The following is a 22550-nucleotide window of genomic DNA, read 5'->3' on the forward strand; positions in this document are numbered from 1 at the left end:
GGGAGAACCGCAATGAACCGCCGCTCCATCCTGGCACTGCCGGCCGCGGCCGCAGGCGCGTATGTGCTGCCCGCCGCCGGGCAGGCGCCGACGCGCCTCACCATCGCCACCGGCGTGGATCCGTCCTTCGCCGCCTTCTACGTTGCCAAGGAAGGCGGGTTCTTCGAGCGCAACGGGCTTGACGTCACGGTCAATACCGGGCCGTCCGGCTCGGCGATGGTCGCCTTCCTGATCGGCAACCAGATCGCCTCCGCCTATGGCGCGGAACAGGCCGGCGTCTCGGCCAATGTACGCGACTCCAATGTGGTGGCGGTGGCCGAGGGCGTGGCCCTGCTGCGCTGGATCAGCGTGCTGGGGCGCAACATCACCACCATGGAGGAGCTGAAGGGCAAGCGCGTCGGCGTCGCACGCGGCACCGGGTCCGAGACCTTTTGGCTGTCCGTCGTCGCCAAGCTGAACCTGAACCCGGCCGACTACACCATCGTCAATGTCGAGGCGCCGGAAATGGTCGCAGCCCTTGAGCGCGGCAACATCGACGCCTTCGCCGTGTGGGAACCCTGGCCGACCCGCGCCCAGCGCGCCATCCCCAACACCCATATCCTGGTCAACAACGAGTCGATCCAGATCGTCCGCAACTACATCTACATGAACAAGGCCTGGGCGACGGAAAACCGTCCCGTCACCGAGCGGCTGATGCGCGCGCTCATCCAGGCGAGCGACTTCCTCGATTCCAACCGCGAGGAAGCGGTTCGCCAGGTGGCGCGCTTCCTGCGCCAGGATCGCGCCCTGGTCGCGGAGCTGATGACCAAGGTCGGCTACCGCATGAACCTCACGCCCGACAGCGTGGCGAATATCCAGCTGGCGATCGACCAGCTGCGCGGAATGAACCGGCTGGACCGGCCGGTCACCACCGCCGACGTGATCTGGGCCGACCCGATGCGCTGGGTCGCGCCGGACCGCGTGCGGATCTGATCGCGATGGCGGAGGATCGCCGGCTCGCTGCGCTGCGGCGGTTTGCTGCCCATATCGCCGAAGTCGCACCGATCGACCTGTCGGTGCGGCTGTGGGATGGGGGGCTGGTCGCGCTTGCGCCGTCGGCGCGGAGCGACCTCGTGCTGTCCATCGCGACGCCGGCCGCGCTGACGCGACTGGTCCGCCGGCCGCGCCTGACCACGGTGGTCGAGCTGATCGCCGAAGGGGCGGTGGACCTTGAGGGCGGCACGCTGCTCGACCTCTCGGCGCGGCTGGGTGGCGGTTCCACGCGCGGCATCGGCCGGCGGCTGAACAAGCTGCTCGCTGCGCGCACGCTGCTGCCCTTCCTGTTCGGGCCGGGCAGCGGCGGCGCGGGGCATGCCTATGGCGGGGCCCAGGCGGCGAAACTGGCGCAAGGGCGCGACGACAAGGCGCTGGTGCAGTTCCACTACGACTTGTCGAACGACTTCTATGCGCTCTTCCTCGACCCCGAGATGGTCTATTCCTGCGCCTACTTCCCGGATTGGCAGGCCGACATCGTCACGGCGCAGAAGGCCAAGCTGGAGATGATCTGCCGCAAGCTGCGGCTGAAGCCCGGCGAGCACATGCTGGACATCGGCTGCGGCTGGGGCGGGCTGGTCTGCCATGCCGCGCAGCATCACGGCGTGCGCGCCCATGGCGTGACGCTGTCCCAGGCGCAGCATGATTTCGCGGTGGAGAAGGTGAAGCGGCTGGGATTGCAGGACCGCGTGACGATCGAGTTGCGCGACTTCCGTGACCTGTCCGACGTCGAGTTCGACAAGATCGCCTCGATCGGCATGTTCGAGCATGTCGGGCTGGAGAATCGCGCCGGCTACTTCCAGCAGATCCGCACCCTGCTGCGCCCACGCGGCATCTACCTGCACCACGCCATCACCCGGCCGATGAAGAAGACCGAGCGCGACTTCCGCAAGAAGCGCCCGGAATACAGCGCCATCATCAACTATGTCTTCCCGGGCAGCGAGCTGGACCACATCGGCGGCACGGTCGATGCGCTGGAGGCCGGCGGCTTCGAGGTGCATGACGTGGAAGGCTGGCGCGAGCATTACGGCCGCACCTGCCGGCTGTGGACCGAACGCCTGTTCGCCAATCGCGAAGCCGCCGAAGCCGAGGTGGGTGCCGCCAAGACCCGGCTGTGGCTGCTCTATCTGGCCGGCGTCTGCCTGGGCTTCGAGCGCGGCACCATCGGCATCTTCCAGACCGTCGCGACGAAGCGGGCGCGCGGCGCGTCCGGCATGCCGCCGACCCGTGGGGACCTCTACGCATGAGCGGGGCTGTCTTCCGCGCAGCCACGGCGGCCGATGTCCCGGCCATCGTCGCGCTGCTCGCCGATGACGTGCTGGGCGCGGCCCGCGAAAATCCTGGCGATCCCGCCTATGACGCGGCTTTCGCCGCCATCGCGGCGGATACCAATCAGCTGCTGGCGGTGGCGGAGGTGGGCGGGCGGCTGGTCGGCTGCCTGCAACTCACCTTCATCCCCGGCATCTCCCATCGCGGTGCCTGGCGCGGGCAGGTCGAGAGCGTCCGCATCGCCGCCGACCAGCGCGGTAGTGGCCTCGGTCGGCAGATGATGGACTGGGTCATGGAACAATGCCGCGCGCGCGGCTGCCGGCTGGTGCAACTGACAACCGACAAATCCCGCGGCGATGCGAAGCGCTTCTACGAATCCCTCGGCTTCGTGGCGAGCCATGAGGGGATGAAGCGGAAGACCTGATGCGGCGCATGCCGGCGCCGCAACGCCCGGCGCTACGGCTTCGCCGCGATGATCGACCCGCTTTGGCTTTCCGGAATGCGCCGGCGCCACGCCCCGGCATCCACCTGCGTCACGAAATCCAGCACTGCCCGGTTGAAGGCGTCCGGGTGCTCCAGGTTCATCGTGTGCCCCGCCTTGGGCATCACCAGCAGCGCGCTGGTGGGGATGGTGCGCTTCAGATACAGCGCCGGTTCCAGGGTGGGGTCGTCCTCGTCACCGGCGATGACCAGCGTCGGCGTGGTGTAGGCGGCGAAGCCATCGGCAAGGTCGAACAGCGACGGACGCTCGCGCTGCACGCCCTGCATGGTCAGGGCAGAACCCTCGGTCGAATGCTCGCGGAGCTGTGTCTGGAATTCGGCGTAGCCGCGCGGGTCGGTTTCCTCGAACACCAGGCGCGTCGGGCCGCGGCTGTAGGTCTTGCCGAATTCTGCCATGGTCTCGGCACGGATGCGGGCGATGGCGCCATCCGTCTCGGCGCGGAATTGGTCGCGCTTGCCCGGTGCGGCGCCATAGCCGACGCCGGCGGCAACCAGGCTGCGCGCGAGCCCCGGATGCCGCAGCCCCAGATGCAGCGTTGCGAAGGCACCCATCGACAGCCCGACGACATGCGCGGGTGCCAGGTCCAGCCCCTTGATCACCGCGGCGATGTCATCCGTCGCGCGATCCTGCGAATAGGCGCGCGGATCGGACGGCACGGCGGAAGGCGGATAGCCGCGCGCATTGAAGGCGATGCAGCGGTAGCGCCGGGCGAAGAACCGCATCTGCGGCTCCCAGGACCGGCTGTCGCCGGCGAATTCATGCACGAAGACCATCGGGATGCCGGACCCGGCCTCCTCATAATGGAGGTCCACGCCATCATCGGTCCGGATCGTCGGCATGCTGCTTGTCCCAAGGTTCGACGTGCAGGATGCGGGCGGCAAGCCGGTCCGTCCAGGCGCCTTGACTTCGGTGGCCCCCGAGCGCATCTGCAATCCGGACCAAATGGGTCCTATTTCAGGAGGGCAACGGCCGTGCTCCGGCTGTCGAAACTCACCGACTACGCCGTGGTGGTGCTGACCAGGCTGGAAGAAGCCGAGGAGGGGGGAGTGCTGACGGCCCCGGGCCTCGCCGCTGCCACCGGGCTGGGCGAGCCGACCGTGTCGAAGGTCCTGAAGACCCTGTCCCATGCCGGGCTGGTCGAAGGGCGGCGCGGTGCCCTGGGCGGCTATCGCCTGACGCGTCCACTCACCGAGATGCCATTGACCGAGGTGATCACGGCGATAGACGGCCCCATCGCGCTGACGGCCTGCGTGGACAATGCCGCCGGCTTTTGCGATGCGGAAGACCGTTGCCCCGTGCGCGGCCGGTGGGACCCCGTGAACGATGCCATCCGCCGGGCGCTGTCCGGCATTTCCATTGCCGACCTTGCGGGCGCGCCGGCCATCGTGGCCCACCCTGAACCCGCCGCGGAGCGGCACATGCCTTACGTTGCCGCCGAGTAGGACGGAGAACACCAATGCCCGCCGTCACCGAGACGATCGAAACCGTCCAGTCCGTCACGGAGTCCACCTACAAGTGGGGCTTCGAGACCGATATCGAGATGGAGTTCGCCCCCAAGGGGTTGAACGAGGACATCGTCCGCTTCATCAGCGCCAAGAAGAACGAACCTGAATGGCTGCTCGAATGGCGCCTGCGCGCCTTCGCCGTGTGGAAGACGATGGAGGAGCCGCGCTGGGCCGCGGTGAAGTATCCGCCGATCGACTACCAGGACAGCTACTACTACGCCGCGCCGAAGGAGAAGGTCGGGCCGAAGTCGCTCGACGAGGTCGATCCGGAATTGCTGAAGACCTACGCTAAGCTCGGTATTCCGCTTCGTGAACAGGAGATCCTGGCCGGGGTCGAGGGCGCGGGCAGCACGCCGGCTGCCGGGCGCATGCCGATCGCGGTGGATGCGGTGTTCGACAGCGTCTCCGTCGCCACGTCCTACAAGGAGCGGCTGGGCAAGGAAGGCATCATCTTCTGCTCGATCAGCGAGGCGGTGCAGGAGCACCCCGATCTGGTGAAGAAATACCTCGGTTCCGTGGTGCCGCAGGGCGACAATTTCTACGCCGCGCTGAACAGTGCCGTCTTCACCGATGGGTCCTTCGTCTACATCCCCAAGGGCGTGCGCTGCCCGATGGAACTGTCCACCTATTTCCGCATCAATGCGAAATCCACCGGGCAGTTCGAGCGCACGCTGATCATCGCCGACGCCGGTTCGCATGTGTCGTACCTGGAGGGCTGCACGGCCCCGATGCGCGACGAGAACCAGCTTCACGCGGCGGTGGTCGAGCTGGTCGCGATGGATGATGCGACGATCAAGTATTCCACGGTGCAGAACTGGTACCCTGGCGATGCCGAGGGCAAGGGTGGCATCTACAACTTCGTCACCAAGCGCGGGGCCTGCCGCGGCGCGAGGTCCAAGATTTCCTGGACGCAGGTGGAGACGGGCTCGGCGATCACCTGGAAGTACCCGTCCTGCATCCTCCAGGGAGAGGATTCGGTGGGCGAGTTCTACTCCGTCGCCATCACCAACAACTACCAGCAGGCCGATACCGGCACGAAGATGTTCCATATCGGGCCGCGCACCAAGTCGACCATCGTGTCGAAGGGCATCAGCGCGGGACACGGGCAGAACACTTATCGCGGCCTGGTGCGCATCGGCGCGAAGGCGACGGGCGCACGCAACTTCACCCAGTGCGACAGCCTGTTGATCGGTGACCTGTGTGGCGCGCATACCGTGCCCTACATCGAGAACCGCTGCGTCTCCGCCAAGGTGGAACACGAAGCGACCACCAGCCGCATCGCCGAGGACCAGCTGTTCTACTGCCGCCAGCGCGGGCTGACGCAGGAAGAGGCGGTGGGGCTGATCGTCAATGGGTTCTGTCGCGAGGTTCTCAAGGAACTGCCGATGGAATTCGCGGTGGAAGCGCAGAAGCTGTTGCAGATTTCTCTTGAAGGGTCCGTGGGCTGACCATGCTGAAGATCGAAGGACTGACCGCCGAAATCGACGGCAAGGAGATCCTCAAGGGGATCGACCTCGAAGTGCCGACCGGCGAAGTGCATGCCATCATGGGCCCGAACGGGTCGGGCAAGTCGACGCTGTCCTACGTCCTGTCAGGCCGTGAGGGCTATGAGGTCACGGCCGGCTCCGCGACGCTGAACGGCGTGGACATCCTGGCGATGGAACCCGAGGAACGTGCGGCCGCCGGCCTGTTCCTCGCCTTCCAGTATCCGGTGGAGTTGCCCGGCGTGGGCAATGCGACCTTCCTGCGCACCGCGCTCAACGCCATCCGCAAGGGGCGCGGCGAGAGCGAGCTCGACGCCATGCAGTTCCTCAAGGTGGCGCGCGAGCGGATGAAGGCGCTGTCGATGCCCGAGGACATGCTGAAGCGCGGCGTCAATGTCGGTTTCTCCGGCGGCGAGAAGAAGCGCAACGAGATCCTGCAGATGGCCATGCTGCAGCCTTCCATGGCGATCCTCGACGAGACGGATTCCGGGCTCGACATCGATGCGCTGAAGATCGTCTCGGATGGCGTGAACGCGATGCGCGGGCCGGGCTTCTCGGCGCTGGTCATCACCCATTACCAGCGGCTGCTCGACTACATCGTGCCGGACCGCGTGCATGTGCTGATGCAGGGCCGCATCGTGAAATCCGGCGGGCCGGACCTGGCGAGGGAGCTGGAGGCGCAGGGCTACGCGTCCGTCCAGGCCGCGGCATGACGGCGGCGGTGCCCACTGGTGCCGCGGGCTTCCTCGCCCGCTACGAAGGGCTGAAGGACCATTTGCCCGGCGCCCGCAAGCCTTGGCTGAACACGCTGCGCGCCGATGCCGCCGTGCATTTCGCCGCGCGCGGCTTCCCGACCCGCCGTGTCGAGCAGTGGAAATACACCGACCTCGGCGCCGTCGCGCAGGCGCATTTCGCCGAGCCCCTGACGATGGTCGAAGGCGCGCTGGCGCTGCCGGTCGCCAATGCCCCGCATCGCGCCATCTTCGTCGATGGCCGCTTTCGCGCGGACCTGTCCACGCTGGACGGGCTGCAGTGCCGCGCGCTCGGCCTGGCGCAGAACCTGAACGAGGCCGAACCGCATCTTGGCACCCTGGCCAAGCCGGAAAGCGAACCGCTCGCCGCCCTGAACACCATGCTGTTTGAGGACGGCCTGTTTCTCGACGTGCCGGACGGTGTGGATGCTGGGTTGCTGGAACTCGTCTCCATCGCCATCGATCCGGGCCGTCCGTTTGCCTTCCATCCGCGCCATCTGATCCGCCTTGGTGCCGGCGCGTCGCTGACGTTGATCGAGACGGCAACGGGCCGCGGCCAGTGCCTGCACAATCCGGTCTTCGAGATCGAGGTCGCCGAGGGCGCGACGCTGACCCATGGTCGCATGCTGCAGGAGGAAGCGACCGTCTTCCACCTGTCCACCATCTACGCGACGATCGGCGCGGGCGGCACCTACGACAACTTCACCGTCGCCGCCGGCGCGCGGCTGACGCGCAACGAGATCCATGCCGCGCTGACCGGCCCAAAGGCCGCCTGCCACATGAACGGCGCGCAGATGGCCGCCGATGGCCAGCATGTGGACACCACCACGGCGCTGGACCACGCCGCCCCCGATTGCGCCAGCCGGCAGACCTACAAGACGGTGCTGGCCGGCCGCGCCCGCGGTGTCTTCCAGGGCAAGATTCTGGTGCGCCGGGAAGCACAGAAGACCGACGGCTACCAGATGAACCAGGCGTTGCTGCTGTCCGAGGATGCCGAGATCGACAGCAAGCCGCAGCTTGAGATCTATGCCGACGACGTGAAGTGCAGCCATGGCGCGACGGTCGGTGCGCTCGATGCCGACAGCCTGTTCTACCTGCGCGCCCGTGGCATTCCGGAATCCCAGGCCAAGGCCATGCTGGTCGAGGCCTTCCTGCATGAGGCGGTGGAGACCGTGACGGATGAAACCCTGCGTGGGGCGCTGACCCGCGCGCTCGATGCCTGGTGGTCGCGCCAGGGGGTGGCCGCGTGATGGACACGCTGGCGCCCGTCCCCTTCGACGTCGTGCGCATCCGGCAGGATTTCCCGATCCTGTCGCAGCCGCAGGCGCGCGGGCGTCCGCTGGTCTTCCTCGATTCCGGCGCGAGCGCGCAGAAGCCGCGCGTCGTGATCGACGCCATGGTCCGTTGCATGGAAACGGCCTACGCGAATGTCCATCGCGGCGCCTATCGCCTGTCTGAACTGGCGACGAACTCCTATGAAGCGGCGCGCGAAGCGACGGCGCGCTTCATCAATGCCGGCGATGCGCGCGAGATCGTCTTCACGAAGAACAGCACGGAGGCGATGAACCTGATCGCCCATTGCTGGGGTCGCGGCGTGATGAAGCCCGGGCAGGCGGTGCTGATCTCCGAACTGGAGCACCACGCCAACATCGTGCCGTGGCAGATGCTGCGCGACGACCGCGGCAACGAACTGCGTGTCTGCCGCGTGACCGACAGCGGCGAACTCGATATGGACGACCTTGAGGCGAAGCTTGCCGATGGCAAGGTCGGCCTGGTGGCCATCGCGCATATGTCGAACGTGCTTGGCACCGTCACGCCGGTCGAACGCATCGTTGCCATGGCGCATGCCCATGGTGCGAAAGTGCTGCTGGATGGCTCACAGGCCGCGGTGCATCGGCGCGTGGACGTGCGGGCGATCGGCTGCGACTTCTACTGCTTCACTGGCCACAAGCTGTACGGCCCCACCGGGATCGGCGTGCTGTGGGCAAAGCTGGACCATCTCGATCGCATGCCGCCCTTCCTGGGCGGCGGCGACATGATCGCCTCCGTCACCTTCGAGCAATCGACCTGGGCGCCACCGCCCGCGAAGTTCGAGGCCGGCACGCCCGCGATCATCGAGGCGGTCGGCCTGCACGCCGCGATCGACTACGTCACTGCCATCGGCATGCCGGCGATCGAGGCGCATGAACGCAGCCTGGTCGACCACGCGACGACGCGCCTCGCCCAAGTGCCTGGCTTAACGCTGCTTGGCCACGCGCAGGATCGCGGTGGTGTCTTTGCCTTTGCGCTGGACACCGTGCATCCACATGACCTTGCGACGTTGCTGGATCGCGCCGGCATCGCCGTGCGTGCCGGCCGTCATTGCGCCGAACCCCTGCACACCCGTTTCGGGCTCGAGAATGGCACAACGCGCGCTTCCTTCGGCCTTTACACGACGAAGGACGAGATCGACCTGCTCAGCCAGGCGCTGACCGAAGCACGGGAGTTCTTCCGATGAGTGACTTCTTCGGCGACGTCACTGAGTTGTATGGCGAAATAGTGAAAGACCACGGTGGCCGCCCGCGGAACCGCCGGAAAATTGATGATGCTGACCTCGCCGCCCGTGGCGATAATCCGATGTGCGGGGATCGGATCGCTCTGTACCTAAAGACTGATGGCCAGCGGCGTATTTGCGATGCGGCGTTCGTTGGGAATGGCTGCATGCACTCGCTCGCGAGTGCTTCTTTGATGACCGAGGTGTTGAAGGGGAAGTCATTCACAGAAGCGCGGGAGCTGAGCGACAAAGTTCGCACGTACGTGATGACCGGTCAGTGCCCGCATTGCGAAGGGGGTCTCCAAGAGGACCTGGAGCGCTTTGCGCCTTTCGAGAAGATTCACAACGCACCGGTTCGGGTGAAGTGCGTGACGCTGGCCTGGCATACGCTGAATGCCGCGCTCGACGGGACCAAGGAGGCGAGCAGTGAGTGAAGACGCCACCATGAACACGCCACCCGAGACCCGCGCCGCCTGGACGCCGGACGGGGAGGTGAAGCCGCCCGCGCCGAAGATCAGCGAGGACGCCGTCATCGCCGCCATCTCCACCGTCTACGATCCGGAGATCCCGGTCGACATTTACCAGCTCGGCCTGATCTACGCGATCGAGATTGCCGATGACGGCACGGTCAAGGTCGAGATGACGCTGACCACGCCGGCCTGCCCCTCCGCCCAGGAACTGCCGAGCCAGGTGGAGGAAGTCGTCCGTGCCGTGGACGGCGTCTCCGACGTGCAGGTCGAGGTCGTGTGGGATCCGCCCTGGGATCAATCCCGCATGAGCGAGGATGCCCGTCTCGCGCTGAACATGTACTGAGGCCGCAGATGAACACCTCCATCGAAGCCCCGCGCGCCCGCCGCGCCCTGCCGCCGCTGATGACGCTGACCGATGGCGCGGCCGATCGCCTGCGTGCGCTGTATGCCAAGGGCGAGCACGGCAAGCTGCTGCGCATCGCCGTCAAGACCAAGGGCTGTTCCGGCCTGTCCTACGACCTGTCCTGGACCGATGAAGCGGCGCCGAGCGATGAAGTCATCAAGGACAAGGACGTGACCGTCCTGATCGACCGCAAGGCGACGCTGTTCCTGATCGGCACGGTGATGGACTACGAGGTGAAGGCGATGACCGCCGGCTTCACCTTCACCAATCCGAACGAGAAGGGCCGCTGCGGCTGCGGCGAATCCTTCCACGTCTGATCAGTCGCGCCGGTCCGAGCGGATCGGCGTCCAGATCGACACGTCGCGCGGGCCGTCCAGCAACTCCGGCAGCGCCTCATGCCAGGCCTGCCGGTAGGTGCGAGCCAGCTGCACATCCAGCACGTCCTGGTGGTCACGCCAGATCTCATGCAGCAGGAAGCGGTCCGGGTTCTGCGGATCCGCATGCAGCGTGGCGGAGACGAACATCGCCTCCTCGCGCATGGCATCCAGCACGCCGGTCAATAGCCGCATGAAGCGAGCCCGCTGTTGTGGCCGCACGTTGAAGCCGATCACGTAGGCGACGCTCATGTCCCGCTATCCCCATCCGCACGGTGACCAGGATAGCGACGCCGCAGGCTGAGACGATGACCTCGGAGGTCATCGAAAGGCGGACATCAATCCAGCGTCTGCCGATACCGCGCCAGTGCCAGCACCGATACGACGGCCAGGAACACCAGCATCGGCCAGATATCGACCCAACTATCGGCCAGGCTGTTCCCCTTTAGCATCACGCCGCGCACCACCCGCAGGAAATGCGTCAGCGGCAGCGCCTCACCCAGCGCCTGCGCCCAGCCCGGCATGCCACGGAAGGGGAACATGAAGCCCGACATCAGGATCGAGGGCAGGAAGAAGAAGAAGCTCATCTGCATCGCTTGAAGCTGGTTGCGGGCGACCGTCGAGAACAGGAAACCCACCGCCAGGTTCGCCACGATGAACACCAGCAGCCCTACCGCCAGTACGCCGGGCTGCCCCACCATCGGCACGCCGAACACCAGCGTCGCGGCCGACAGGATCACCGCCACCTGCACGCCGCCGACCAGGATGAAGGGCGCGAGCTTGCCGAACATCACCTCGGCGGGGCGCACCGGCATCGCCAGCAGGTTCTCCATCGTGCCGCGCTCGCGTTCGCGCGTCATGGCGAGCGCGGTCATGATGATCATGGTCATGGTCAGGATGGTGCCCATCAGCCCGGGCACGATGTTGTACTGGGTGATGCCCTCGGGGTTGTAGCGGCGCTGCACGCGCAGATCGACGGCGCCGGGGCCGCGCTGCAGGCTGGCCAGGGACCCGTCGAGCAGCGGCGCGAGGGCGCTATCGATGATGCGCTCCAGCGCGCCGACCGCATTGCCGGTCGCCGCGGGGTCGGTCGCATCGGCCATCACCAGCAGTGCCGGGCGATCCCCGCGCATCAGGTTGCGCCCGAAGCCGGGGGGGATTTCCACGGCGAACTGCACCGCGCCGCGCGCCAGCAGGCGATCGACCTCCGCCGCATCCTGCGCGATGACGGTCACGCGGAAATACGTGCTGGTCTGCAGCCCGGCGACGATGGCCCGCCCGAAGGGGCTGTTGTCCTGGCTGAGCACCGCCATCGGCAGGTTGCGCGGATCGGCGTTGATGGCGTAGCCGAATAGCATCAGCTGGATGATCGGGATGCCGACCATCATGGCGAAGGTCAGCCGGTCCCGCCGCATCTGGATGAATTCCTTCACCACCACGGCGACCAGGCGATGCCAGGCGAAGCGGCGGCCGTTCATGGCTGCGCCCCCGCCATCAGGTGGATGAAGGCATCCTCCAGCGAGGGTTCGGACGCGCTCCACTCCAGTGCCGCCTCGCCGCGGAAGGGGGTGATCGCGGCGGCCAGCGCCGCCGCATCCGGGCCACTGACATGCAGCGTCGCGCCGAAGGGGGCGACCATCTCGACACCCGGCTTGCCGGCCAATTCGCGCGCCAGCGCGCCGATCCGCCGTTCCGGCCCGCTGACATGCCAGGTGGACAGGCCCGAGGTCTCCACCACCTCCGCCACCGAGCCGACGGCGAGCAGCTTGCCATAGGCGAGATAGGCGATGCGGTGGCAGCGTTCCGCCTCATCCATGTAGTGGGTGCTGACCAGCACGGTCATGCCGCCTTCGGCGAGCGCGTGGATCTCGTCCCAGAATTCCCGCCGCGCCTTGGGGTCGACGCCGGCCGTGGGTTCGTCGAGCAGCAGCAGGTCCGGCCTGTGCAGCACGCAGGCGGCGAGTGCGAGCCGTTGCTTCCACCCGCCCGACAGCGTGCCGGCCAATTGCCCGCTGCGCGAGGCGAGTCCGAGCCGTTCGAGCGCCGCATCCACCACCACCCGCCGACCCTCCAGCCCGTACAGCCGCGCGACGAAGTCGAGATTCTCGCGGATCGTCAGGTCCTCATAGAGGCTGAAGCGCTGCGTCATGTAGCCGACGTGCTGCTTGATCTCCCAGGATTGCGTCAGGATGTCGTGGCCGAGGCAGGTGCCGCTGCCGCCATCGGGCACCAGCAGCCCGCACAGCATGCGGATGGTCGTCGTCTTGCCGCTGCCATTGGGGCCGAGGAAGCCGTGGATCTGCCCGCGTTCGACATCGAGGTCGAAATCATCCACCACCACCTTGTCGCCGTAGCGCTTGGTCAGGCCGCGCACGGAGATGACCGGCGCGGTCATGGCCGGGCGCGCACGCTCACCGGCTGGCCCGGAGCCGGCGCGCCGGGGATGGGCGCGAGCAGCGCCTCGGTGCGCCAGACCAGCTTCGCGCGGGTCTCCCGGCTATAGATGACGGGCGGGGTGTATTCGGCATCCATCGCCAGGCGGCTGACGCGTGCGGTCAGGTTGGCCGGGCAGCCGCTGCATTCGACCGCCACCGTATCGCCCAGCCGCACCGCGTTGCGCTGCGCCTCAGGCACGTAGAACACCACCTTGGTCGCGTTCTGCGGCAGCAGGCTGATGACCGTGCCGCTGCCCGGCACCCATTCGCCGGTGCGCCGCACCACGTCGTCCACGCGGCCGGCGGCGGGGCTCGCGACGCTGCGCTGGGTGAGGTGCCATTCGGCCTGTTCAAGCGCGGCACGCGCGGCCTCGACGGCAGCGCGGGCGGAGGCGATGCGGTCGGCGCGCGCCGGCAGCCGGGCGGTGGCGAGGTCTGCCTGGATGCGATTGCGCCGCGCTTCGGCCTGCTCCGCCGCCGCGCGCGCCTGGTCGAGCGTCTGCTCGGAGGCGACGCGGGTGCGGGCCAGCTGCTCCTGCCGCGCCAGTTGCTGGCGGGCGAGTTCCAGCGTGGCCTCCGCTTCCGCGAGCTGCGCCTCGATCGAGGCGATCTCCTCCGGCCGTGCGCCCTTGAGCAGGTCGGCGAGATCGCTCTCGGCGCGGCCCAGCGTGGCGCGGGCCTGCGCCACGGCCGCACGTTGCAGCGCGTCATCCAGGGTGAACAGCGGGGCGCCGGTATCGACCGTCGCACCATTGACCACCGGCACGGCGGTCAGCCAGCCGGCCTCTGGTGCTGCGATGCGCAGGTAGTCGGCATCGACATAGCCTTGGAAGGTGCCCAACTCGGGCGGCTTGTCGCAGCCCGCCAGGATCAGCGCGGTGAGGACCCAGACGTGGCGCTTCATGGCGTTGGCTCCGCGGCGATGGCGCGCAGGAACAGGTCGATATGCTGGCCGAGCACCGCCTCGGCCGGCAATGGGGCGTCTTCCACGGCGGCGAAGGTCGCCCGCCACAGCGCGCTGAGCACCATCGGCGCGAGGAACAGCCGCGCCGTGATCTGACTATCGAGCGCGCGGAACTCACCGGCCGCCACGCCCTGGTCCAGGATGCCGGCGACCAGCGCGAGGCCGCGGCCGACCACCTCCTGCCGATAGAACCGCGCCATGTCCGGGAAATTGCCGGCTTCGGCGAGGACCAGCCTCGGCAGGGCGATCAGGCGCGCATCCGCCGTTGCCCGGGCGAATGCCCCGACGAGCAGGCGCAGCTGCGCGGCGGCCGAGCCCTTCTCGACGGCCATGGCCGCCTGGATGCGCTCGATCACGGGCAGCAGGTTGGTGCGGACCAGCGCCTCGAAGACCGCCTCCTTGGACGGGAAGTAGAGGTAGATCGTGCCCTTGGAAACGCCGGCGCGGGTCGCGATGTCCTCCATGCGCGTGCCGGCGAAACCCTTCTCCCGGAAGGTGTCGAGGGCGGCGTCGAGCAATTCGGCCGGGCGGGCGTCCTTGCGGCGCTGGCGGGAGCGGGGCGGGGTTGGCATGGGTGCCAATTATTGACTGACTGGACAGTCATTAAATCCGGGAAGCGAGTGACGTCAAGCGCCGCCGCAGCGCCGATGAGGTCGCCCGCACAGGCGCAAGCGAAGAAGGGCGGCCCTGATGACCATTGGACGGACCATGGCTCCGATCCTGCGGGCGGCACGGCCGTCGAGCGGGCTGTGTTCGGCCGCGCACATGCGGGCCGCTCCGACCGGTTGGCTGAGCGAGCACCTCCACGCGGCGCGCGGGGTAAAGCCTGCCGTGATCGGCTCCGGCCGTTCGGGCGACGCGGCTGGCCAGGATGGAACAGGTCGCGCTCCATGGCCGATGGCAGACGCTGCGTATCGAGGTCCCGCGAAGCCGGCGCGGGTCCGGGACGATGTGGTTTCGCCCCCCCGAAGCCGCGACCGGACGGCTTCAGCTCGTGGGCGGCCCGCAGCGGCGCCACATCGGCTCCAGGCCGGGGCCGTCTACCCGCATCAGGTGTTCGCCCTGCAGGCGCATGGTCACGCGCCCGCCGCCGCCCGGATCGCTGGCTGGGGCGGTGTAGGCGAAGTCGTGGCGGCCATAGTCGCCCTGCATCCGCACCCCGCCGGGGGTCGTGATGCTTGGCCCGGCGATCGACAAGCGCATGCCGGCATCGGTGCACCAATGGCCATCGATGGAATCGGCGAGGGCCGGGGCGGCCAGGCCCAGCAGGCCGGCCGCGACCACGATCGGGGCAGTCAGGCGGGTGAGGGACATCGGGGGATCCTCCTGTCCACTCAACCTAGCCGCGCGGCCCCGTCATCCGCCACATCGTCCTGTTGGCCTCAGCCCGTGGCAGGCACCAGGCGAAAGCCGCTGCCGGCGCGCTCGACACGGCCCGTCGCCGGCATGTCGAAATGATACCCGATCACCGGCATGCCTTCGCTCGCCGCCCGGTCGAGCAGGCGCTTGCGCGTGTCCACCGCCAGGGTCGCATCCATGTCGAACGCCGGAGTCCATTCTGGATTCGCCATGAAGAAGGCTGGGGTGGCGACGGCATCACCGATCACCAGCGCCTGCCGGTTGCCATCGGCAATCAGGAAGGAACTGTGCCCCGGGCTGTGACCCGGCGTCGCGATCGCGTGGATGCCGGGTGCCACCTCGGCGCCGGGGGCGAAGCGGGTGAGCCGCTGCGCATAGGGGGCGAAGCGCCGGCGGACCAGCGCGAAGCCGGGGCGGCGCCCTTCGGCGGCACGCGATTCCTCCCCGGCATCGGTCCAGAAGGTCCATTCGCGTTCCGGCACCGCCACCGCCGCCTGCGGGTAGATCGCGGTGCCGTCATTGGTGGCGAGGCCGCCGATGTGGTCGCCATGGAAATGGGTGTGCAGGATCAGCACCACCTGCGCGGGGTCGAGCCCCGCGGCGCGCATATTCGCATGCAGCGCGCCGGTCTGCGCGCCGGTGCCGCCAGTGCCGACATCGAAGGCGACCAGCCCGCGCGGCGTCTCGACGAAGGTGACGTTGAAGGGGTTGCGCATGGCCGGGCCGGCGATCCCGGCCGCGCTCATCGCGCCGCTCACCTGCTCCGGCGATGCGTTCACCACCAGGCCCCGGGTGACGTCGGGGCGGACGTTGGACCCGTCCGTCACCACCGTTACCCGCAGCGCCCCCACCTGGAAGCGGTGGAAGGCCGGGCCAATCTCGGGCGGGCTGATACCTTGCGCCACAACATTTCGAACCTGAAACAGCGCGGGCGCAACAAGGACCGCGGCGGCGCCGATCGCGGCGCGTCGGGATGTCGGCATCGTGAAATTCTCCCCTACCTGCTTCAGGCGGATCGATAGTTTGCGTCGATCCGCCCGAATGCAAGCAAAGCTGTCAGACGGCGGAGGACCAATCGGCCGGGACGAAGCGGAACCCATTGCCGGCGCGTGCCACATACCCATTGGCCGGGAAGGGGAAGTGGTAACCGGTGACGCGGATGCGGTCGGTCGCCGCCATGTCGAGCACCCGCCGCCGGGTTGCCGCCGCCATGTCGCCGTCGAAGTCGAAGACGATCTGCCAGTCGGGATGCGCCATCATGATTTCAGGCCGATTGGTCACATCCGCCACGAACATCATCTGGGCGCTGCCATCGGCGATGCGGAAGACAGTGTGGCCTGGTGTATGGCCCGGCGCCGCGATGGCGGTGATGCCCGGCAGCACCTCCGCCCCTGCCTGGAACGGCGTCACGCTGCCCTGATAGGGGCCGAAACGGCGCGCGACATTCGCGAAATTGCCGCGCTGGCCTTCCGGGCTGCGCGTCGTGTTGCCGGCATCGGTCCACCACGCCCATTCCTGGGCGGGCACCAGGATCTGGGCGTTGGGGAAGGCGCGCGCGCCCTCGCCGTTCAGCAAGCCGTTCACATGGTCGCCATGGAAGTGGCTGAACACGACATGGGTCACCCGGGCCGGGTCGATGCCGGCGGCGGCCATGTTGGCGATCATCCGCCCCGCGGTGGCGCCTGCTGGCGTCACGCCGTTGCCGGTATCGAAGACGATGAGCGTGTCGCCGCGCTGCACGAAGGTGATGGTGAACGGTATGTCGGTCCGGTCGGTCGGCAGAACGGCCTCGGATGCGGCGGCCTGCACTTCGGCCAGCGGGGCGTTGCGCACGAACCCTTCCAGCGGCCGGGCGAAGAAGCCGTCATGGACGGTGGTCACCACCAAGGCCCCGACGCGGAAGCGATAGAAACCGGGCGACTGGCCTGCCGCGGCGGGCGCCACCTGGGCCCGGACGGCGGCCGGATGCAACAGCATTGGCGCGGCGACCAGCCCGCTGGCGGCAAAAAGCGCGTGACGACGATTCAAGGCCATGGTGCTGTCATCCTCCGGTGGAACACATATTGAGGATGGTCGTCCATGGCGATCAATCAAGCCATGTAATCCTTTCGCAATGGGTTGCCAGCCGGTGCCGGGGATGGGATTTTCCGGCAGGGCAGACCACGCAGTCGATAAGCTCCAAGGATAGCCGGTGCCGAAGGACAACCCGCCCGTCGTGACCGAGCCGACCTATGCCCCCCGTGCGGGCATCGTGCCGCGCTTCCTTGCATGGCTGTTTGCCACCGCCCCGCGCCAGAGCCGCGAGGCGGTCCACGGCACCCATGAGGAGTTGTTCCGGATCCGCGGCGAACTGGCCTTGATGCGGGCGACCATGGAGGCCGTGCGCGCCGAGGTCGGCCGCCGCGACATCGCGACGCTCGAGGAATTGCTGCGCACCGGCAACCGCCGCGAGATCGAGGCGCTGATCCGCGACCGCACCCAGACCGTATCGCTGCCGGATGGGTCGGTGCTGTGCCGCGCGCTCGGCCGCTTCAAGATGTTCACCGACGCGACGGATGCGGGCATCGCGCCGCATCTGCTGCTGGATGGCTACTGGCAGTATTGGGTGACGGAATTCGTCTGCCGCAACGTCGCGCGCGGGGAAACCGCCTATGATGTCGGCGCCATCTACGGCTACTGGAGCCTGGTGCTGGCCGACCTGGTCGGCAGCGAGGGCCGGGTTGTCGCTCTGGAGGCCAATCCGTGGCTGCACTGGCTGCTGCGCCGCAACGTCCTGTTGAACGGGCTCGCCGGCACCATCGCGACCGAACGCCTGGCGGTGGCCGATGGCCCGCATGAGACGCTGCGCGTGCCTGCACTGCTGGTGGGCCCGGCGGATGGCCAGTTCGCCGGCGCCTTCACGACCGAGGCCGGCCGCGCCTGGTGCCACGCACCGGCCAAGGCACTCGAGGACATCGAACCCGGCAGCGTGGATTTCCTGCGCATCGGCATCGCCACCCACGCCCATCTCGTGATCGCCGGCATGGCGGGGCTGATGGATCGCAGCCCGGGCCTTCGAATCCTGCTCGACTTCGACGCGAGCCGCACCGCCGAGGCCCCGGCCTTGCTCGAGACATTGGCGGCGCGCTTCCCGCTGCGCTTCATCGATGGCGATTCCCTCGCCAAGCCATGCACCGCCGAGGATCTGCTGGCGCGCCGCCGCGTCGCCACGCTGTATTTGTCGCGTATCGAACCGCGCTGAGGGACGTTGGAAGATTGGAAGGGCGCCGCCCCTCCAAGCCACCCCGCCAAAGGCCAACGGGCCTTTGGAATGCGGGTTTTTGGCACAGGGCGGAACGGTCAGCAGCGGTGCCCGGATTTCGCCCCGAGCCCGAAGCGGCATTCACCCTTCGGCACCGAACGATCCGCCCTGCACCTGGTGACCGCATTCCAAAGGCCCGTTGGCCTTTGGTGGGGGAGGTCCGGAGGGGGCAACGCCCCCTTCCGGTTCTTCAGCGCCGCGCAGCCTTCGCATGTCGTGTGAACGCCACCACCGCCTCCAACTGCGCCGAATGCACGAACTGGTCGATCGGCGTCGCCGCCGCCAGCGCCCAGCCGGCCTGGGCAAAGGCGCGGGCGTCGCGTGACAGCGCCGCCGGGTTGCAGGACACGTAGACCACCGTCGGCACCGCGCTGCGCGCCAGCAGCGGCACCTGTTCCTGCGCCCCGGCATGCGGCGGGTCGAGCACCACCGCCGCGAAGCCCGCCAATTCCGCTACTGTCAGTGGCTGGCGATCGAGGTCCCGCCGCGTCGCGGTGACCGGCACCCCCGCCCGCCCGGCGGCGGCGGCAAGCGCCGTGACGGCTGCCGCATCGCTTTCGAAGGCGGTGACGCGCCCGCATGCGGCAAGCGGGATCGACAGCGTGCCGAGCCCGGCATGCAGGTCGGCGATGCGGCCGCGCCCTGCGAGTTTCGCCGGCAGGGCGGCCAGGACGGCGGCGATGATCGCGGCTTCGCCGTCCGGACTCGCCTGCAGGAAGGCGCCGGGGGCGGGGGCGAGTTCGGCTCCGGACAGGGTGATGGTCGCCGGCCCGGTCTGTGCCGCGATCTCGATGGGGCCGTCCTTCAGCGCCCAGGCGATGCGCGGCAGGCCTGCCTCCCGCGCGAAACCCGCCAGCGCCGCCCGATCGGTGGAGGACAGCGGCCCATCCGTGCGCAGCACCAGGTCCGGCCCGGTATCGAGCAGGTTCACCACGGCCGAGCCTTCCCGCCGCAATGCGGGCAATCGGCGCAGCATCTCCCGCAGCGGGGCGATCAGCGTGGCGAGGCGCGGGTCGAGCACGGCGCAGCTCCGCAGGTCGAGCACCTCGGCGCTACCGCCCCTGTGGAAACCCAGGGCGATCCCGCCCGGTTCGCGCCGCACGGCGAAGTCGGCCCGCCGGCGGCGGCCCGGCGGGGTCGTGACGGTGTCGGCCACGGCGGCGTTGGCATACCCGCCCCGCGACAATGCCTCGCGCAGCCGGTCCCTCTTCCAGATGGCCTGGGCGGCGGGGGCCAGGTGCTGCACGGCGCAACCGCCGCAGCCTTCCTCGAAATGCGGGCAGGGTGGGGTGACGCGATCGGGGCCAGGCGAGAGGATCTCGGTGAGCCGCGCATGCACCCCGTCGCGCCGCCTTGGGCCGAGGGCCACCCGCAGGCGGTCCCCCGGCAGGCCGCGCGGGATGAAACAGGTGGTACGATCGGGCAGAGCTGCGATCCCATCGCCGGCGGCGCCGAGCGCGGTGACCTCCAATTCAACGAGGTCGGTCATGACATATCCTGGCTACAATGGGATCTGGCTGTTCCCCAGGACCGCCTTGTAGCGCGAGATCTCCAGCGCGACGAATTCGCGGAATTCCGCCCCGCGCCGGGTGGACGGGATGGAACTGCCGCCCTCCAACACGCGGCGCATGGTGGCCGAAGCCAGCGCGTCATCTGCAGCGGCGGCAGCGGCCTGCACCAGGGCCGGCGGCAGGCCCGGGGGGCCGAAGACGCCGACCCAGCTCATCGCGTCGATCTCGCCATAGCCCTGTTCCTGCAGCGTCGGCATGTCGGGCCAGCGGTCGATGCGCGCCAGCGTGCCGGCGGCGAGCGGGCGCAGCTTGCCGTCGCCGATCGGCCCCGCCACGGCGGATACGCCGTCGATCGTCATGTCCACCCGGGCCGCCAGCAGGTCCGCCATCGCCGGCGCGCTGCCGCGATAGGGCACATGCACCAGCTCGACCCCTGCCTTCTGCGCGAGCGTGGCGCAGGCGACGTGATGCACCGACCCGATGCCGGAGGAGGCATAGGAGATGCTGCCCGGCCGCGCCCGCGCCGCGGCGATCAGCGCATCTGTGGTCTGGTAGGGCGAGGCCGCCGGCACGACGAGCAGATGCGGATGCACCGCGATCTGCGCGATCGGCGTCAGGTCATTGAGCGGGTCATAGGGCAGGTTGCTGAACAGCGCGGCGGCCACGGCATTGGGCGTGGAATGGCCGAGCAGCAGCACCGATCCATCCGCCGGTGCCTTGGCGACAAAGTCGGTGGCGATGGTGCCCGAGGCGCCGGACCGGTTTTCCACCACAACGTTGACGCCGAGGCTCTGCGTGTATTGCTCGGCGACCGCGCGGGCGACGATGTCGGAGAAGCCGCCGGGCGCGAAGCCGACCAGCAGCCGCACGGGCCGGCGCGGCCAGGCGGATTGGGCAAAGGCGGGGCTGGCGAGCACCGCCATGGCGGTGGCCCCGAAGCGACGGCGCATCAGCATGGAAGATCTCCTGGACGACGCAGCCTATCGGGCATGCTGCGATGCAGCAATCGATCGCTACAGATCGTCGTTCAATTGCAGGCTGCTGGCGCTGACGAGCACTTCGGCCAGGAAGAAGCAGATCGCCGCGGTCAGCATCAGCATCGCGCCGACGAGCAGCCCGGCGACATGGGTCCCGGCCGTGACACCCGCCAGCGGTTCCAGGAACCCTGCGATCACCAGCACGCACAGCAGCACCGACGTGACGATGGTGCAGGTGATGGCGCGGTAGATCAGCCGCGCCCGCCGCGCCAGGATCCGACGTTCCATCGGCGGCGCGTTGCCGTCGTGGCGCATCGCGTCACGGAGTTCCGCCAGGCGCTGCAACCGGTTGGTCAGCAGCGTCAGCAGCGCGACGACGCCCGACAGCAGGAAGGCGGGCGCGATCGCCAGCTGCAGGGTCCGTTCGATCGTCATCAGATCGTGGCCCGTCAGCATGGTACCGCCGCCCACCAACGCGCCGCTCAGCCGCCGAAGGCGTTGAGGCCGGTCTGCGCCCGCCCGAGGATCAGCGCATGGACGTCATGCGTGCCCTCGTAGGTGTTCACCGTCTCAAGGTTCATGACGTGGCGGATCACGTGATACTCGTCGACGATCCCGTTGCCGCCATGCATGTCCCGGGCGACGCGCGCGATATCCAGCGACTTGCCGCAATTGTTGCGCTTCACCAGGGAGATCATCTCCGGCGCCGCCTTGCCTTCATCCATCAGCCGCCCGACGCGCAGCACGGCATGCAGGCCGAGGGTGATCTCGGTCATCATGTCGGCAAGCTTCTTCTGGATGAGCTGCGTCGCCGCCAGCGGCTTGCCGAACATCTTGCGGTTCATCGTGTAGTCGCGCGCGCGGTGCCAGCAATCCTCGGCAGCGCCCAGCGAACCCCAGGCGATGCCGTAGCGCGCGCGGTTGAGGCACTGGAACGGGCCGGCGAGGGACTTCACGCCGGGCAGCTTGTTCTCCTCCGGCACAAACACGTCATCCATCATGATCATGCCGGTGACGGAGGCGCGCAGCGAGAACTTGCCTTCGATCTTCGGGAAGGACAGCCCCTTCATGCCGCGTTCGAGGACGAAGCCCCGCAGCACGCCCTCGTCATCCTTCGCCCAGACCACGGCGACATCGGCGATCGGCGCATTGGTGATCCAGGTCTTGGAGCCCGACAGGATGTAGCCGCCATCGACCTTCTTCGCGCGCGTGCGCATGGATGAGGGGTCGGACCCCGCATCGGGTTCGGTCAGGCCGAAGCAGCCGACCCATTCGCCGGTGCGCAACTTGGGCAGGTACTTGTCCTTCTGCGCCTCCGACCCGAAGGCGTGGATCGGGAACATCACCAGCGAGGACTGCACCGAAAAGGCCGAGCGATAGCCGGAATCGACGCGCTCGACCTCGCGCGCCATCAGGCCGTAGGCGACGTAGCCGACGCCGGCGCAGCCATGGCTGTCCAGCGTGGCGCCGAGGAAGCCCATCTCGCCGAACTCGTTCATGATCTCGCGGTGGAAGTGTTCCTTGCGGAAGGCTTCCTGCACGCGCGGCAGCAGCTTCTCCTGGCAGAAGTCGCGCGCGCTGTCGCGGATCATGCGCTCGTCTTCGGTGAGCGCTTCGTCGAGCAGCAGCGGGTCGTCCCAGACGAACTGCGCGCGGGCGGGCTTGGTGACGACGTTCAT

The 22550-nt window shown here is 68.3% G+C and carries 25 protein-coding genes; 12 read left to right on the top strand and 13 right to left on the bottom strand.

Annotated features, from left to right (window positions below; genetic code table 11):
- The first annotated feature begins 12 nt into the window (after window positions 1-12).
- Genes AAFN86_RS09840 through AAFN86_RS09850 form a run of 3 tightly spaced genes read left to right on the top strand, consistent with a single transcriptional unit; the run spans window position 13 to window position 2725 of the window.
- Window positions 13-972, top strand: coding sequence for an ABC transporter substrate-binding protein (locus tag AAFN86_RS09840; RefSeq protein WP_347543127.1), 960 nt, complete (start codon window positions 13-15; stop codon window positions 970-972).
- 5 nt (window positions 973-977) lie between these two features.
- Window positions 978-2279, top strand: coding sequence for a cyclopropane-fatty-acyl-phospholipid synthase family protein (locus AAFN86_RS09845; RefSeq protein WP_347543128.1), 1302 nt, complete (start codon window positions 978-980; stop codon window positions 2277-2279).
- Window positions 2276-2725, top strand: coding sequence for a GNAT family N-acetyltransferase (locus AAFN86_RS09850; RefSeq protein WP_347543129.1), 450 nt, complete (start codon window positions 2276-2278; stop codon window positions 2723-2725). Before AAFN86_RS09845 ends, AAFN86_RS09850 begins: the two co-directional genes overlap by 4 nt.
- Before the next feature lie 32 nt (window positions 2726-2757).
- On the opposite strand, the gene AAFN86_RS09855 is transcribed toward AAFN86_RS09850, so the two are convergent.
- Entirely contained in the window at window positions 2758-3642 is an 885-nt protein-coding gene (locus AAFN86_RS09855) for an alpha/beta hydrolase (protein WP_347543130.1), read from the bottom strand.
- Window positions 3643-3774: 132 nt separating this feature from the next.
- Between AAFN86_RS09855 and AAFN86_RS09860 the strand changes: the two genes are divergently transcribed.
- The 8 genes from AAFN86_RS09860 to AAFN86_RS09895 are packed head-to-tail and all read left to right on the top strand — an operon-like array spanning window position 3775 to window position 10267.
- Window positions 3775-4245, top strand: coding sequence for an SUF system Fe-S cluster assembly regulator (locus tag AAFN86_RS09860; protein WP_347543131.1), 471 nt, complete (start codon window positions 3775-3777; stop codon window positions 4243-4245).
- Between the two features lie 14 nt (window positions 4246-4259).
- Window positions 4260-5756 carry a Fe-S cluster assembly protein SufB gene (gene sufB / locus AAFN86_RS09865; protein ID WP_347543132.1) on the top strand — a complete coding sequence of 499 codons (1497 nt, stop codon included), beginning with the start codon at window positions 4260-4262 and terminating at the stop codon, window positions 5754-5756.
- 2 nt (window positions 5757-5758) lie between these two features.
- Complete coding sequence (gene sufC / locus AAFN86_RS09870) at window positions 5759-6505, top strand: Fe-S cluster assembly ATPase SufC (RefSeq protein ID WP_347543133.1); 747 nt, start codon at window positions 5759-5761, stop codon at window positions 6503-6505.
- A gap of 8 nt (window positions 6506-6513) precedes the next feature.
- Window positions 6514-7794, top strand: coding sequence for a Fe-S cluster assembly protein SufD (sufD, locus tag AAFN86_RS09875; protein WP_347543134.1), 1281 nt, complete (start codon window positions 6514-6516; stop codon window positions 7792-7794).
- On the top strand, window positions 7794-9041 hold the full coding sequence (locus AAFN86_RS09880; protein ID WP_347543191.1) for a cysteine desulfurase: 1248 nt from the start codon (window positions 7794-7796) through the stop codon (window positions 9039-9041). The genes sufD and AAFN86_RS09880 overlap by 1 nt, the downstream gene beginning before the upstream one ends.
- Window positions 9038-9511 carry a Fe-S cluster assembly sulfur transfer protein SufU gene (gene sufU / locus AAFN86_RS09885; protein ID WP_347543135.1) on the top strand — a complete coding sequence of 158 codons (474 nt, stop codon included), beginning with the start codon at window positions 9038-9040 and terminating at the stop codon, window positions 9509-9511. The genes AAFN86_RS09880 and sufU overlap by 4 nt, the downstream gene beginning before the upstream one ends.
- A gap of 10 nt (window positions 9512-9521) precedes the next feature.
- Complete coding sequence (locus tag AAFN86_RS09890; protein ID WP_347543192.1) at window positions 9522-9890, top strand: SUF system Fe-S cluster assembly protein; 369 nt, start codon at window positions 9522-9524, stop codon at window positions 9888-9890.
- An 8-nt stretch (window positions 9891-9898) separates the two neighbouring features.
- Entirely contained in the window at window positions 9899-10267 is a 369-nt protein-coding gene (locus AAFN86_RS09895; RefSeq protein ID WP_347543136.1) for an iron-sulfur cluster assembly accessory protein, read from the top strand.
- Here AAFN86_RS09895 and AAFN86_RS09900 read toward each other — a convergent pair whose 3' ends face one another.
- The 8 genes from AAFN86_RS09900 to AAFN86_RS09935 form a co-directional block, all read right to left on the bottom strand.
- Window positions 10268-10576 (bottom strand): putative quinol monooxygenase, encoded by a 309-nt coding sequence (locus AAFN86_RS09900; RefSeq protein WP_347543137.1) that lies wholly within the window; start codon window positions 10574-10576, stop codon window positions 10268-10270.
- A gap of 86 nt (window positions 10577-10662) precedes the next feature.
- Complete coding sequence (locus AAFN86_RS09905) at window positions 10663-11802, bottom strand: ABC transporter permease (RefSeq protein ID WP_347543138.1); 1140 nt, start codon at window positions 11800-11802, stop codon at window positions 10663-10665.
- Window positions 11799-12719 carry an ABC transporter ATP-binding protein gene (locus AAFN86_RS09910; protein ID WP_347543139.1) on the bottom strand — a complete coding sequence of 307 codons (921 nt, stop codon included), beginning with the start codon at window positions 12717-12719 and terminating at the stop codon, window positions 11799-11801. Before AAFN86_RS09910 ends, AAFN86_RS09905 begins: the two co-directional genes overlap by 4 nt.
- Window positions 12716-13663 carry an HlyD family efflux transporter periplasmic adaptor subunit gene (locus tag AAFN86_RS09915; RefSeq protein ID WP_347543140.1) on the bottom strand — a complete coding sequence of 316 codons (948 nt, stop codon included), beginning with the start codon at window positions 13661-13663 and terminating at the stop codon, window positions 12716-12718. The genes AAFN86_RS09910 and AAFN86_RS09915 overlap by 4 nt, the downstream gene beginning before the upstream one ends.
- Complete coding sequence (locus AAFN86_RS09920) at window positions 13660-14295, bottom strand: TetR/AcrR family transcriptional regulator (RefSeq protein ID WP_347543141.1); 636 nt, start codon at window positions 14293-14295, stop codon at window positions 13660-13662. Before AAFN86_RS09920 ends, AAFN86_RS09915 begins: the two co-directional genes overlap by 4 nt.
- Before the next feature lie 415 nt (window positions 14296-14710).
- Window positions 14711-15037: a hypothetical protein gene (locus AAFN86_RS09925; protein WP_347543142.1), complete on the bottom strand. Its 327-nt coding sequence runs from the start codon at window positions 15035-15037 to the stop codon at window positions 14711-14713.
- Between the two features lie 68 nt (window positions 15038-15105).
- Window positions 15106-16065: an MBL fold metallo-hydrolase gene (locus AAFN86_RS09930; protein ID WP_347543143.1), complete on the bottom strand. Its 960-nt coding sequence runs from the start codon at window positions 16063-16065 to the stop codon at window positions 15106-15108.
- Window positions 16066-16138: 73 nt separating this feature from the next.
- Window positions 16139-17116 carry an MBL fold metallo-hydrolase gene (locus AAFN86_RS09935; RefSeq protein ID WP_347543144.1) on the bottom strand — a complete coding sequence of 326 codons (978 nt, stop codon included), beginning with the start codon at window positions 17114-17116 and terminating at the stop codon, window positions 16139-16141.
- A 157-nt stretch (window positions 17117-17273) separates the two neighbouring features.
- On the opposite strand from AAFN86_RS09935, the gene AAFN86_RS09940 reads away from it, so the two are divergent.
- Window positions 17274-18323 carry a hypothetical protein gene (locus AAFN86_RS09940; RefSeq protein ID WP_347543145.1) on the top strand — a complete coding sequence of 350 codons (1050 nt, stop codon included), beginning with the start codon at window positions 17274-17276 and terminating at the stop codon, window positions 18321-18323.
- A gap of 250 nt (window positions 18324-18573) precedes the next feature.
- Here AAFN86_RS09940 and AAFN86_RS09945 read toward each other — a convergent pair whose 3' ends face one another.
- Genes AAFN86_RS09945 through AAFN86_RS09960 form a run of 4 tightly spaced genes read right to left on the bottom strand, consistent with a single transcriptional unit; the run spans window position 18574 to window position 22550 of the window.
- Window positions 18574-19872 carry a class I SAM-dependent RNA methyltransferase gene (locus AAFN86_RS09945; RefSeq protein ID WP_347543146.1) on the bottom strand — a complete coding sequence of 433 codons (1299 nt, stop codon included), beginning with the start codon at window positions 19870-19872 and terminating at the stop codon, window positions 18574-18576.
- A 12-nt stretch (window positions 19873-19884) separates the two neighbouring features.
- On the bottom strand, window positions 19885-20850 hold the full coding sequence (locus AAFN86_RS09950) for a tripartite tricarboxylate transporter substrate binding protein (RefSeq protein ID WP_347543147.1): 966 nt from the start codon (window positions 20848-20850) through the stop codon (window positions 19885-19887).
- Between the two features lie 57 nt (window positions 20851-20907).
- A complete protein-coding gene (locus AAFN86_RS09955) occupies window positions 20908-21306 on the bottom strand; it encodes a DUF2721 domain-containing protein (RefSeq protein ID WP_347543148.1) in 399 nt (132 codons plus the stop codon).
- Window positions 21307-21353: 47 nt separating this feature from the next.
- A complete protein-coding gene (locus AAFN86_RS09960) occupies window positions 21354-22550 on the bottom strand; it encodes an acyl-CoA dehydrogenase (RefSeq protein ID WP_347543149.1) in 1197 nt (398 codons plus the stop codon).

It is taken from the genome of Roseomonas sp. CAU 1739 (assembly GCF_039839775.1).
Lineage (GTDB): Bacteria > Pseudomonadota > Alphaproteobacteria > Acetobacterales > Acetobacteraceae > Neoroseomonas.